The following is a 12,716-nucleotide window of genomic DNA, read 5'->3' as shown; positions in this document are numbered from 1 at the left end:
TCCCTATACGCACCGCTCCGCCGCAGGTCCGCCCGCGGCTTTTCTATTTGTCTTCGCCACGAGACGCGCTCAAGCACCGAGCCGCCGCGCGGCGAGGGATAGCGCACCAAGGATAAGACCATGAAGGTCCGCAGCTCGCTCAAGTCGCTCAAGGGTCGTCACCGCGACTGCAAGATCGTGCGTCGCAAGGGCGTGGTCTATGTGATCAACAAGACCGACCCGCGCTTCAAGGCCAAGCAGGGCTAATCACCCCGCCGCGCGCTTCGGCGCGCCGCTTTGACACGGCGAAAACATCCACAGGTCGCGGGCGTTGTCCGCGGCCTTTTTCGCGTCCGGCGTTGAGACCCCCGGCCCGACGTGGTTAAGCCTGTCCACCCCACTCATACGCGCTCAATCAGCGAGGCGCCGCGCGCCGAGCGGCAGCGCACAAGGACTTAAAATGGCCGACGACGCTTCCTTCGACGCCTCCCCCGACGTGCTGACTTCGTCGGCCCAGGGACGTCTGCGCACCATCATCGAGCGGCTGGAGCGTCTGGAAGAGGACAAACAGGCCGTCATGACCGACATGAAGGAGGTCTTCGCCGAGGCCAAGGGCGAGGGCTACGACGTCAAGACGCTGCGCAAGGTCATCCGCATCCGCAAACAGGACAAGGCCAAGCGTCAGGAAGAAGAGGCCATCCTGGATCTCTACCTCTCGGCCCTGGGCGAGGTCTGAGCCTCAAGCGCACAGGCTTCGGCCTAAGGAAGCCGCCCGTCGAGGGCGGCGGCGCCCGCGCCTCGTTCGCGTCCAAGACCCCGCCCAAGCCGTTCGAGGCTGAACGCAAGGCCGCCCAGCGCGCGGCCGTCAACGCCCTGAAACGCGCCAAACGCGCGGCCGAGAAGGCCGGCGTCGCCCTATCCGAATGGGAGGGCGAGTTCCTCGATTCGGTCGCTGAACGGGTGAAGACCCACGGCCGCGCCTTCGCCGATCCCGAAAAGGGCGCGCCCGGTCAGGCCTTGTCGGCCATGCAGGGCCGCAAGCTGAAAGAGATCGCCAAGAAGGCCAAGGGCGAGGCGGCCAAACCTGGCCGGAGCCGCAAACCCTAAGCCCGCGTCCGATCCCAGGTCGCCAGTTCGTGGGCGATGCAGCGGTCGATCAGGGTGCGCCAGACCGGCTCGGCGATGGCGGGCGACAGGCCGGCGGGTTCGGCGGCGGCCAGCACCTTGGCCACCACGTCCTCGATGCGGGCGTCGTCATGCACCACGTCGCGGCTGGGCTTGATGCGGGCGGCGGCGTCCATATAGCGCTGGCGCTCGGCCAGCAGGGTCACCAGGGCGCGGTCCAGGGCGTCGACGCCCTGACGCACCTGGATCATGGTCTCGCAGGTCTCGGGCGCCGTGCGGGCGTCGATCTTCAGCTCATCCGACAAAGGCGCGCTCCAGCACATAGTCGCCCGGCTCGGCGTTCGAGCCTTCCTTCAGGCCATAGGTCTCCAGCAGTTCTCCGGTCTCCTTGATCATGGCCATGGAGCCGCACAGCATGACCCGGTCGCTGTTCGGCGAAAAGCCGATCGGCAGGCCCAGGTCGGCGAACAGGTCCCCCGACTTGATGCGGTCGGTGATCCGGCCGGGCGTCTCGAATTTTTCGCGCGTCACGGTCGGATAATAGATCAACTGGGCCTTGGCCTCGTCGCCGACCAGGGGATCGTCGTGGATGCCCGAGGTGAAGAAGTCGCGATAGGCCAGGTCGGCGACGTTGCGCACCGTGTGGCAGACGATCACCTGGCCGAAGCGGGAATAGGTGTCCGGGTCGCGCGCGACGCTGAGCCAGGGCGCCAAACCCGTGCCCGTGCCGATCAGCCACAGCCGCTCGCCGCCGGTCAGGGCGTCCAGAACCAGGGTGCCGGTCGGCTTCTTGCCCATCAGCACGCGGTCGCCGGGCTGGATCTTCTGCAACCGGCTGGTCAGGGGACCGTCGGCGACCTTGATGGAGAAGAATTCAAGCTGTTCGTCCCAGGCCGGGCTGGCGATGGAATAGGCGCGCAGGACCGGCTTGCCGCCGTCCTCGCCCGGCAGGCCGATCATCACGAACTCGCCCGAACGGAAACGGAAATCCTCGGGCCGCTCGATGGCGAAGCTGAACAACTGGTCCGTCCAGTGACGAACCCACAGAACGTTCAATTCGTGAAAGGCGCTGGCCTTGGGAGGCGCGCCAGGAGCTTGGGCGGCGAGGGGGGCGTCGGTCATCGCGGCTGTAATAGGCGCCAAGACCGCCCGACGGAAGGGCGTCGCTTTGTCGCCGGAAGATCACCGTCATCCGACTTCTCAAGTGACGTGACGGAAACGGCCCTCTAGGGTTCATGCCATGCGCACCATTCTTCTCGCCACGGCCGCTTCGTTGATCGCCGGTTCCGCTCTGGCCCAGTCCACGAACTCGTCCCCCGATCCCGCCGTCCTGACGCCTGAGCGTGTCTTTTCGGACCCCAGTTTGAACGGGCCGGTGGCCCAGGGCGTCAGCCTGTCGCCGGACGGCGAACTGGTCGCCTTCCTGCGGGCGCGGGCCGACGACGTCAGCGTGCTGGACCTGTGGGCCGCGCCGACCGGAGAGGGGCAGCCGTTCAAGCTGATCGACGCCCGCGCCCTGGTCCCCGACGCGGGCGAACTGTCCGAGGCCGAGAAGGCCCGGCGTGAGCGGATGCGGATCAGCCAGCGCGGCGTGGTCGAATATTCATGGGACCAGCAGGGCCGCTACATCCTGGCGCCGCTGGAAGGCGACGTCTTCCTGGCCTCGCGCGCCGACGGCTCGGTGCGGCGCCTGACCGAGACCCAGGCGGACGAGGTGGACGCCCGTGTTTCGCCGCTGGGGACCTATGTCTCGTGGGTCCGCGACCAGGATCTGATGCTGTATGACCTGGCCACGGGCCGCGAGCGCGCCGTGACCGACGACGGCGAGGGCCTGATCACCTGGGGCCTGGCCGAATTCGTCGCCGCCGAAGAGATGGACCGCGACCACGGCTATTGGTGGAGTCCCGACGAGCGTTTCATCGCCGTTCAGCGCACCGACGAAAGCCCGGTGGATGTCATTCCGCGCCTGGACATCTCGGGCGGCGGCGCGGTCACGGTCATGCAGCGCTATCCGCGCGCCGGGCGGCCGAACGCCCTGGTCGATCTGTATGTGTTCGACGTCGCCTCGGGGCGGCGGATCAAGGTCGACCTGGGGGCGAACCCGGACATCTATCTGGCGCGGGTGGATTGGTCGCGCGACGGACGAACCCTCTATGTCCAGCGCCAGTCCCGGGATCAGAAGACGTTGGACCTGTTGTCGGTCGATCCGGCGACCGGCGCCTCACGCGTCATCCTGACCCAGACCGGCCAGGCCTGGGTGGATCTGTCGAGCGACTTCCGCGCCCTGCGCGACGGCCGCTTCATCTGGTCGAACGAGGACGACGGCTGGCGGCATCTGTACCTCTATGAGGCCGACGGGCGACGGGTGCGCCAGATCACGCGCGGGCCGTGGCCGGTCAAGGAACTGGACGGGATCAACGAAGAGACGGGCGAGGTCTTCTTCACCGCCTCGATGCGCAACGGACGCGAACTGCCGTACGAGCAGCAGTTGTTCCGCACCACCCTGGACGGCGCGGCGCCGGTGGCGGTCACGCCTGGCGGCGGCTGGTGGTCGGCCTCGGTCAACCGCACCGGCACGGCCTTCGTCGGCAACTATTCCGATCCGCGGACTCCGCCGCAGTCGGCCCTGTATCGCGCGGACGGAACCCGCATCCGCTGGATCGAAGAGAACCGGCTGGACGAAAACCATCCCTATTGGCCGTTCCGCTCGCGCCAGCGCACGCCGGAGTTCGGCACGTTGCAGAACGCGGGCGAGACCTTGAGCTGGCGTATGCAGACCCCGCCGGGCTTCGATCCGTCGAGACGTTATCCGGTGGTGATGGAGGTCTATGGCGGTCCCAGTGTCGGGGCCAAGGTGTTGCGCAACTGGCAGCCGTTGAGCAGTCAACTGTTGACTGAGGCCGGATACATCGTTTTCAAACTGGACAACCGGGGCGAGGGCGACCGGTCGCGGGCGTTCAAGAATTCCATCTATCGCCGCATGGGTGTTCCTGAACTGGAAGATCAACAAGCCGCCATCAATTGGTTGAGAACGCTGCCTTATGTTGATGGCGATCATATCGCCATGATGGGCTGGAGCTATGGCGGTTTCCTGTCGCTGCGGGCGATCACCGAGCCTGATATGGGTCTGGCCGCCGCAGCCGTGGGGGCGCCGCCGACCGAATGGAGCCTCTACGACACCCACTACACCGAACGGTATATGTCGACGCCCCAGGACAATCCCGAGGGCTATGCCCAGGCCGACGCCGTGCCGCGTCTGGCGAACCTGACGGGCCGAATGCTGCTGATGCACGGCATGGCCGACGACAATGTGCTGTTGGACAATACGCTGCGGGTGATGGACGGCTTGCAATTGCAGGGCAAGCCGTTCGAACTGATGCTCTACCCAGGCCAGCGCCACGGGATTCAGGGCAATCAGAGGAAGCTTCAGCAATGGCGGACCTATCTGGACTTCCTGGACCGCACCATCGGCACACGGGCGCCCGCCGCGCGGGATTGATCGGGGCGGCGCTGGCGGCGCTGACGCTGGCGGGCTGCGCCACGTCCAACGGCGACGGCAGTTGGACCCTCCCGGAAGAGGGTGCGGGACCGGCAGGCTATCGCTATGTTCCGCTGACCGTCGCGGGCATCGCCGACGGGCTGCGGTCGCCCCAGCCGCCGCGCGAGGCGGTCGAGGCCGTCGGCTTGTCGCAACTGCTGATCGCGTCTTCGCAGGGCGAGGCCTTTCCAGGCGGGAACGGCGTCCTAGCCCTGAACGACACGCTCGAAGAAGCGGCGAAAGAGTCGGCCGCCGAGGCGCGCGCCGGGCGTTTCCGCGGGCCGCTGCACGGCGTGCCCCTGCTGTTGAAAGACAATATCGAGACCCGCGACATGGCGACCACGGCGGGGTCTCTGGCCCTGGCGAACAACGCACCCGGCCGCGACGCACCCCTGGTCGCCCGGTTGCGCGACGCCGGCGCCGTGATCGTCGGCAAGGCCAATCTGTCGGAGTGGGCCAATATCCGCTCGACCAATTCCATCAGCGGCTGGAGCGCCGTGGGCGGGCTGACGGCCAACCCCTATGATCCGGCGCGCACGGCCTGCGGTTCGTCCTCGGGCAGCGCGGTGGCGGTGGCGATCGGCCTGGTCCCGGCGGCGATCGGGACCGAGACGGACGGCTCCATCGTCTGCCCGGCCTCGGTCAACGGCGTGGTCGGTTTCAAGCCGACCGTGGGCCTGGTGTCGCGCACCCACATCGTGCCGATCAGCCACAGTCAGGACACCGCCGGGCCGATGACGACCACGGTCGAGGATGCGGCCATGATCCTGAGCGCCATCGCCGGTTCGGACCCCGCCGACCCGGCCACGGTCGAGGCCGACGCGCGCAAGGTCGATTATCGCGCCGCCCTGGACGCGAACAGCCTGTCGGGGGCGCGCATCGGCGTGATGCGTTTCCTGAACGGCTATTCGGACGAGGCCCAGGCGGTGTTCGAGCAGAACCTGCAAGCCCTGCGCGACGCGGGCGCCGTGCTGGTCGAGATCACCGACGGGCCGGACATGCAGGCCATCGGACGCGGCGAGATCCAGGTGCTGATGACCGAGCTGAAGGCCGACATGGCCGCCTATCTGGCCTCCACCGACCCGACGCAGGTCCCGTATCGGACCCTGGCCGACCTGATCGCCTTCAATGACGGCGAACCGCGCGAGACCGTGCTGTTCGGCCAAGAGCGGTTCATCGCCGCCGAGGCGACCCAGGGCCTGGACGATCCCGCCTACATCCAGGCCCGTGCCGACTCGCTCCGCCTGGCCGGGCCGGAAGGCATCGACCGGCTGATGCGCGAGCATCGGGTGGTCGCCCTGATCGCGCCGACCACCAGCCGCGCCTGGACCAACGACCGCGACGACGACGATGACGGCCAAGGCTCGGCCAGCCGCCTGGCGGCCGTGGCCGGCTATCCGCACCTGACGGTGCCGATGGGTTTCGACCGGGGCATGCCCGTGGGTCTCAGCTTCATCGGCGGCAAGTGGGACGACGCCCGCATCCTGTCGCTGGGTCACGCCTATGAATTGCGCACCCATGCCCGCCGTCCGCCGCCGGCCAGGCCCGCGCAGCCGCAGTGAGCCGCGCCTAGCTCAGGCGGCGCAAAATCTCCTGACGGCGCTGGGCCGTCGCCGCCTGTTCGGTCTCGATGCGGGCCAGGGCCGCCGCGACCTTGTCATGGGCGGGCGCCAGGGCCTCGGGCGCGGGGCGCACCCTGCGCGGGCGTTTGCCGTCGAGACCCAGATGGGTCTTCCAGTCGGCCTGCCAGGCTTCGATGGCCTTGGGCGCGCCGGCCAGGGCGTCACGGGTGCGGACGTCGGCGTTTTGCAGCGCGCGCACCAGGGGCAGCGCCCGCACCGTCGCCGCCAGCCGGGCCTCCAGCGCCTCGACGCGGGCGCGCAAGGCCTGGATCGCCTCATCGTCGGCGGTTTCGCGCGCCAGACGTTCGCGCGCCGCTGCGATCTGTTCCGTCAGGGCCGAGACGGCGGCGCGCAGATCGTGGGCCAGGCTGTCGAGATCGACGGTGCGGCGCGCGCCGGTCTCGGCGCGTTCGCCCAGGCCGGCCAGGGCGCCCGACAGGGAGGCGCAGCCGTCGTTAAAGGCGGCGCGGAAGGTCTTCAGCCGCTTGCCGCGCCCGTCGAACAGACCCGCCAGCCCGCGCCGGGGAACCAGGCCCTGGGGCGACAGGCGCGACAGCCGCCCGCGAATGTCGGCCAACAGCTCGGCGCAGTCCTCGCCTCGCGCCTTGGCGGCCTCGACCAGGCGGGACAGGGCCTCGGCCGCACGGGCCTCTTCGGCCGCCGCGAAATCCGATGAAGGCGTCAGCCCGGCCGCCAGCTCGGCGACGCGCGAAGGGTCGGGCGCCGGCGCGCCGCCGGGCGTGCGATAAGCTTCGTCCGCCATGCCTAACCCTCCATCGCCCGGCTTTTCATCAGCCGGTTGAGGGCACTATGCCAGCGTCTTCAGATTTTCGGAAATGACGTAGTCGGCCTCGGTCTTGGCCGCGACCTCGTCCAGGGTCACGCCCTCGGCCAGTTCGATCAGCTCCAGCCCGCCGCCGTTCGGTTTGACGTCGAAGGTGGCCAGGTCGGTGATGACGCGGCTGACCACGCCCGTGCCGGTCAGCGGCAGGGTGCAGGCCTTCAGCACCTTGGACTGGCCGTGCTTGTTGGCGTGCTCCATGACCACGACCACGCGCTTGACGCCCGCGACCAGATCCATGGCCCCGCCCATGCCCTTGACCAGTTTGCCGGGGATCATCCAGTTGGCGATGTCGCCGTTCTGGGCCACCTCCATGGCGCCCAGGATGGACAGATTGATGTGGCCGCCGCGGATCATGGCGAAGCTGTCGGCGCTGCTGAAATAGGCCGACTCCGGGATCTCGGTGATCGTCTGCTTGCCGGCGTTGATCAGGTCGGGATCGACCTCGTCGTCATAGGGAAACGGTCCCATGCCCAGCATGCCGTTTTCGGATTGGAGCGTGACCTCCATGCCGTCGGGAATGTAGTTGGCCACCAGGGTCGGGATGCCGATGCCCAGGTTGACGTAAAAGCCGTCCTGCAGCTCTTTCGCGGCGCGCTCGGCCAGTTGTTCGCGGGTGCGGGCCATTATGCGGTCTCCCGGCTGCGGACGGTGCGTTGTTCGATGCGTTTCTCGAACGCGCCCTTGATGATGCGGTCGACATAGATGCCGGGGGTGTGGATCTGATCGGCGCCCAGCGACCCCGTCGGCACGATCTCCTCGACCTCGACCACGCAGGCCTTGCCGGCCGTGGCCATCATCGGGTTGAAATTGCGGGCCGTCTTGCGGAACACCAGATTGCCGCGCTCGTCGGCCTTCCAGGCCTTGATGATCGACAGGTCGGCGACCAGGCCGGTCTCCATCACATAGTCGCGGCCGTCGAAATTCCGCACTTCCTTGCCCTCGGCGACCAGGGTGCCGACGCCGGTGGCGGTGAAAAAGGCCGGAATGCCCGCGCCGCCCGCGCGGATGCGCTCGGCCAGGGTGCCCTGGGGGTTGAACTCCAGTTGCAGTTCGCCGGCCAGATATTGGCGCTCGAACTCCTTGTTCTCGCCGACATAGGACGAGATCATCTTGGCGATCTGGCGCGTCTCTAGAAGCTGACCCAGGCCGAAGCCGTCGACGCCCGCGTTGTTGGAGATGACCGTCAGGTTCTTGGCGCCCGAGTCCCGCAGCGCCGCGATCAGGTTCTCGGGGATGCCGCACAGGCCGAAACCGCCGGACATCACCGTCATGCCGTCGAAGGTCAGGCCCTCCAGCGCCGACTTGGCGTCGGGATAGATCTTGCGCATGTCGCTCCCTTTTTCACCGTCTGATGAATATCGCGGCGTCATCCGTTCCTAGGCCGGGCGGGCGCGGGGGGCAAGTCGTCCGCGCGACGCCGGGCCTTAACCGTCTTCTTCGCGCCATGCGGGCAAGGCGTGGCGCCGTTCGCCCGATAGGGTAAAAGACGTCTTCAGTATCAGTGGCGTTCGGGGCGCGAGGGGCGTGCGGGCGATAAACGCATTGACGGCGGGCCTGCTGATCGGCGGGGTCCTGGGCCTGGCGGCGACGCCGGACGGACGCGCCTGGCTGCGTCGTCCGACGCTGTTGCTGGGCGGCGGCGCCAACGCCTCGGCCCCGTCTGAGCCGACCCCGCCGCCGCCCGCCGCCTATGCCCCGGCGCCGGTCGTTCAGGCCGTGACCCCGTTGCGCCAACGCATGGCCCAGGGCCGGCTGCGCATCGGCGTGTTCGGCGATTCCATGGCCGAGGGTCTGTGGACGGCCCTGTACCGTGATTTGAAGGACGAGCCGGGCGTCACCGTGACCCGGTTCAGCGAGGTCTCCACCGGCCTGTCGCGCTACGACTATGTCGACATCCAGGCCAAGACCCGCGGTCAGTTGGACGCCGAGCCGGTGGACGTGGCGGTCCTGTTGTTCGGCACCAATGACGCGCAAGGGATCAGCCTGGACGGCGTGATCCATCCGTTCGGCTCGGACGGCTGGAAGGCCGCCTATGCGAAACGGGTGACCGATCTGGTGACCCTGCTGCGCAGCCGCGACGTGGCGGTCTATTGGGTCGGCCTGCCGCGCATGAAGCGCGAAAGCTTTGACGACAAGATGGGCGTCATCAATGCGGTGGTGGCCGAGCGGATGCGGGCGCTGGGCGTGCCCTATCTGGAGACGACGGGGATCACCGCCGACGCGGACGGCGCCTATGCGCCCTATCTGCCCGACGCCTCGGGCCGCAAGGTGCTGATGCGGGCCAATGACGGCGTCCACATGTCGATGGCCGGCTATCTGCGGATCGGCAAGCCCGTCGCCGAGCGTCTGCGCCGCGACGCGGGCATCGGCCAGACCGCCTCTTCCGCGACCCAGGGCTGAACGGGTGCGGCGCGCGGCGTGGTCGGCGACGGCCCTGATGGTCGGCGCGGCCTTCGGCTCCTCGGTCTGGGCGCAGGAGATTCCCTATCAGCCCCAGGCCCTGCCGACGCCCGGCGCCTCGACCTGTCCCGACGGACTGTGCGGCGCCGAGGCCCTGGCGCCCCTGTTCGAGGCCCTGGCCGAGACCGAGACCGGGGCGCGCCGGACGCCGGTGCACATCCTTCAGCTCGGCGACAGCCATACGGCGGGGGACCGCATCACCGGCGCCGTGCGGGCCGTCTTGCAGGCGCGGTTCGGCAACGGCGGGCGCGGGGTCCTGCCCGCCGGAATCCCTCACGACGGCTATGCCCCCTATCAGGTGCGGGTGGAGGCGAAGGGCTGGATCAACACCTCGGCGCCCCTGGCCGCGCGCGACGACTATCAGCGCGCCGGGGTCGGCCTGACCGGGGTCAATCCGCCCGCCTATGGCCGCGCGCCGGTGCTGACCTTGACCTTTGATCCGGGCGCGGAACCCGCCGTCTTGCGGCTGTGCGGGCGCGGGGGACCGCACGCGGCGGGGTTTCATGTCCGCACGGCGGCGGGATGGTTTCCGTTCAACCTGCGGCGCCCGACGCGGGGACCGACCTGCGTCCGGCATCACCTGCCGACGCCGTCGTCATCGCTGGAGCTGAGGGCTGAAGGCCGCGACGCCCTGGCCTATGACCTGTCTGTCGAGAACGAGGGACCGGGGGTGATCGTGTCCAATCTGGGCGTGGTCGGGGCGACGCTGCGCGACCTGGCGGCGCGGGACGAGACGGTTGCGGCGGCCGAGCTGGGCGAGTGGACGCCGTCGCTGATCGTCATCGCCTTCGGGACCAACGAAGGGTTCGAGAACGACCTGGACCCCGCCGCCTACGAGGCCCTGTTGCGCCGTCAGATCGCTCGGCTGCGACGGTTGTCGCCGGTCTCCGCCCTGATGATCCTGGGCGCGCCCGACGCCCTGAGAAGCGCGGCCGCCCAGCCGTGCAGCACCGACGGCCGCCGCGCGCCGCCGCCGTCGTTGGCGATGGTGCGGAACGTGCAGCGGCGGGTCGCGGCCGACATGGGTGTGGCGTACTGGGACTGGCATGGGCGAATGGGCGGCGACTGCGCCTCGGATGGACTGGCGAACACGCCCGAGCCGCTGATGCGCGGCGACCGGGTGCATTTCACCTCGGCCGGATCAGATTGGATCGGCGGCATCCTGGCCGCCGACCTGATGGCCGCCTATGACCGTTGGAAGGGGGAGGGCCGCTAGATGCTGTTCCCCACGCTCGCCTTCGGCGTCTTCTTCCTGTTCGTCTATTTCACCTCGTGGTCGCTGGATCGCGAGAACGGGCGGCGCAAGCTGTTCCTGCTGTTGGCGAGCTGGTTCTTCTACGCCCAGTGGGACTGGCGGTTCGTCGGGCTTTTGATCCTGTCGGCGGTGCTGAACTGGGGCGTCGCGGCCCTGATCGCGCGAAGGCCCGAGGCGCGCCGGACCTGGCTGGTCGGCCTGGGCGTGGCGGCGAACCTGCTGATCCTGGGATTCTTCAAATACTACGGCTTCTTCGTCGAACAGGCGGGCGACCTCCTGGCCCGCTTCGGCTGGGAGCGGGATCTGCCGCTGTTGCAGATCGTGCTGCCGGTGGGGATCAGCTTCTTCACCTTCCAGGGCATCAGCTATGTCGTCGACGTGCATCGCGGCAAGACGCCGCCGGCCAAGAGCCTGCTCGACGTCATGCTGTTGATGAGCTTCTTCCCGCATCTGGTGGCGGGACCCATCGTACGGGCGTCGGACCTGTTGCCCCAGTTCGACCGGGTTCCGCGTCTGACGCGCGAGATGGCGACGCACGGGCTGCTGCTGATCGTCTGGGGCCTGTTCAAGAAGACCATCATCGCATCCGAGCTGGCGACGCGGCTGGTCGATCCGGTGTTCTTCGATCCGTCGGCCTACAGTTCCATCGACATCGCGGCGGCCGTTTATGGCTATGCGGTTCAGATCTACTGCGACTTCTCGGCCTATTCGGACATGGCGATCGGGATCGCGGCCCTCTTGGGCTATTCCTTCCCGCGCAATTTCGACCAGCCGTATCGCGCCAGTTCGATGCAGAGCTTCTGGCGGCGCTGGCACATCAGCCTGTCCAGTTGGCTGCGCGACTACCTCTATGTGCCGCTGGGGGGCGGCAAGAAGGGGTTGGCGGCGAGTTGCGTGAACGTGATGATCACCATGCTGTTGGGCGGCCTGTGGCACGGGGCGGCCTGGACCTTCGTGCTGTGGGGGGCGCTGCACGGATCGGTGCAGGTGATCGAGCGGCTGGGGCGCGCGGCGCTGGGCGACCGCAAGATCATGCCGACGGTCCTGGGGGTGTTGATCACCTTCCACATCGTCTGCCTGGGCTGGATCCTGTTCCGGGCCGAGACCTTCGATCTGGCGATGGCCATGTTGCAGGGATTGGGGCGGATCGGGCCGGTCATGATGCTGACGCCCTTCCTGCTGACGCTGATCGTCGGCGGCCTAGCGATGCACTGGCTGCCGCCGCGTGCGGTGGAAAGCCTGACGCTGAAGCTGAAACCGGCCCCGTCGATCACCATGGGCGTGCTGATCGGTTTGGCGATCCTGCTGATCGAGGCGGCGCGGCCGGACGGCGTCGCCCCCTTCATCTATTTCCAGTTCTGAGGCGTTGGAGCGGTCATGAACGATCCGAACGACGACGACGTCCACCCCCCGCACGGGCCGCCGGTCGATCCGTTTCCGACGGCCTTTCCGCCGCCGCCGGTCAGCCTGTTTCCGCCGGTGCTGGTCGCTGATCCGCCCAGCGACTGGAACGCCGGAGCCGACGCCCACGACCTGCCGACCGCCGAACCGCCGACGGCGGCGGACCACCCCTTGGCGGCCCTGGGCCGGTTCGCCTTTCCGCCGGGACCGCCGCTGGATGACGACGGCCTGGGCGCCCGCGACCGGCGCTGGACCAGCCGCATCATTGTCATCGCGACCCTGTTCCTGTTGGTCTTCAACGCCGTCTCGATCCAGAACTGGTCGCGCCAACAGCCGCCGGGATGGGGCACGGAGACGGTGCGTCGTCTGTCCGACGTCTGGGCCGAACAGATCGCCCAGACCGGCGCCGACCGTCCGCGCCAGATGGTGCACGACGCCTGGCGCGACTGGCGGGACATGCGGTTCACCGGTTCGCGGCCGCCCGCGACCTGA

14 protein-coding genes are annotated in these 12,716 nt (G+C 68.4%); 9 read left to right on the top strand and 5 right to left on the bottom strand.

Translation table 11 applies throughout. The annotated features are described in order from the left end of the window. Positions 1-120 precede the first annotated feature (120 nt). The 3 genes from ykgO to V7D63_RS01660 all read left to right on the top strand — a co-directional run bounded on the left by ykgO (position 121) and on the right by V7D63_RS01660 (position 1,086). Positions 121-246: a type B 50S ribosomal protein L36 gene (ykgO, locus tag V7D63_RS01670; RefSeq protein ID WP_006274063.1), complete on the top strand. Its 126-nt coding sequence runs from the start codon at positions 121-123 to the stop codon at positions 244-246. A gap of 193 nt (positions 247-439) precedes the next feature. After that, complete coding sequence (locus V7D63_RS01665) at positions 440-715, top strand: DUF2312 domain-containing protein (RefSeq protein WP_333590513.1); 276 nt, start codon at positions 440-442, stop codon at positions 713-715. Positions 716-852: 137 nt separating this feature from the next. Then, positions 853-1,086, top strand: a complete 234-nt coding sequence (locus V7D63_RS01660) for a hypothetical protein (RefSeq protein ID WP_333590546.1) — start codon at positions 853-855, stop codon at positions 1,084-1,086. On the opposite strand, the gene V7D63_RS01655 is transcribed toward V7D63_RS01660, so the two are convergent. Further along, positions 1,083-1,427, bottom strand: coding sequence for a chorismate mutase (locus V7D63_RS01655; RefSeq protein WP_333590512.1), 345 nt, complete (start codon positions 1,425-1,427; stop codon positions 1,083-1,085). The two genes, V7D63_RS01660 and V7D63_RS01655, sit on opposite strands and share 4 nt — an antisense overlap. Next, the gene (locus V7D63_RS01650; RefSeq protein WP_333590511.1) at positions 1,399-2,226 is read right to left on the bottom strand and encodes a ferredoxin--NADP reductase; all 828 of its coding nucleotides are present in this window, start codon (positions 2,224-2,226) and stop codon (positions 1,399-1,401) included. The genes V7D63_RS01655 and V7D63_RS01650 overlap by 29 nt, the downstream gene beginning before the upstream one ends. Positions 2,227-2,344: 118 nt before the next feature. Here V7D63_RS01650 and V7D63_RS01645 point away from each other — a divergent pair, with 118 nt between their 5' ends. Both V7D63_RS01645 and V7D63_RS01640 read left to right on the top strand, forming a co-directional pair. Continuing rightward, a complete protein-coding gene (locus V7D63_RS01645; protein WP_333590510.1) occupies positions 2,345-4,603 on the top strand; it encodes a S9 family peptidase in 2,259 nt (752 codons plus the stop codon). Continuing rightward, complete coding sequence (locus V7D63_RS01640; RefSeq protein WP_333590509.1) at positions 4,537-6,204, top strand: amidase; 1,668 nt, start codon at positions 4,537-4,539, stop codon at positions 6,202-6,204. The genes V7D63_RS01645 and V7D63_RS01640 overlap by 67 nt, the downstream gene beginning before the upstream one ends. Positions 6,205-6,211: 7 nt before the next feature. Here the strand turns inward: V7D63_RS01640 and V7D63_RS01635 are convergent, their stop codons facing one another. The 3 genes from V7D63_RS01635 to V7D63_RS01625 are packed head-to-tail and all read right to left on the bottom strand — an operon-like array spanning position 6,212 to position 8,436. After that, positions 6,212-7,027, bottom strand: coding sequence for a hypothetical protein (locus tag V7D63_RS01635; protein ID WP_333590508.1), 816 nt, complete (start codon positions 7,025-7,027; stop codon positions 6,212-6,214). 45 nt (positions 7,028-7,072) lie between these two features. Then, positions 7,073-7,732 carry a 3-oxoacid CoA-transferase subunit B gene (locus tag V7D63_RS01630; RefSeq protein ID WP_333590507.1) on the bottom strand — a complete coding sequence of 220 codons (660 nt, stop codon included), beginning with the start codon at positions 7,730-7,732 and terminating at the stop codon, positions 7,073-7,075. After that, positions 7,732-8,436, bottom strand: coding sequence for a CoA transferase subunit A (locus tag V7D63_RS01625; RefSeq protein ID WP_333590506.1), 705 nt, complete (start codon positions 8,434-8,436; stop codon positions 7,732-7,734). The genes V7D63_RS01630 and V7D63_RS01625 overlap by 1 nt, the downstream gene beginning before the upstream one ends. A 196-nt stretch (positions 8,437-8,632) precedes the next feature. On the opposite strand from V7D63_RS01625, the gene V7D63_RS01620 reads away from it, so the two are divergent. Genes V7D63_RS01620 through V7D63_RS01605 form a run of 4 tightly spaced genes read left to right on the top strand, consistent with a single transcriptional unit; the run spans position 8,633 to position 12,716 of the window. Then, complete coding sequence (locus V7D63_RS01620) at positions 8,633-9,508, top strand: SGNH/GDSL hydrolase family protein (RefSeq protein WP_333590505.1); 876 nt, start codon at positions 8,633-8,635, stop codon at positions 9,506-9,508. A gap of 4 nt (positions 9,509-9,512) precedes the next feature. Beyond that, a complete protein-coding gene (locus V7D63_RS01615) occupies positions 9,513-10,784 on the top strand; it encodes a GDSL-type esterase/lipase family protein (RefSeq protein ID WP_333590504.1) in 1,272 nt (423 codons plus the stop codon). Further along, on the top strand, positions 10,785-12,185 hold the full coding sequence (locus tag V7D63_RS01610; RefSeq protein WP_333590503.1) for an MBOAT family O-acyltransferase: 1,401 nt from the start codon (positions 10,785-10,787) through the stop codon (positions 12,183-12,185). A 15-nt stretch (positions 12,186-12,200) separates the two neighbouring features. Continuing rightward, positions 12,201-12,716: a hypothetical protein gene (locus V7D63_RS01605; RefSeq protein WP_333590502.1), complete on the top strand. Its 516-nt coding sequence runs from the start codon at positions 12,201-12,203 to the stop codon at positions 12,714-12,716.

The sequence above is a fragment of the Brevundimonas sp. genome (genome assembly GCF_036732845.1).
GTDB lineage: Bacteria > Pseudomonadota > Alphaproteobacteria > Caulobacterales > Caulobacteraceae > Brevundimonas.
The sequence above is the reverse complement of the archived record's forward strand: the minus strand, read 5'-3'. Positions and strand labels throughout refer to the sequence as shown.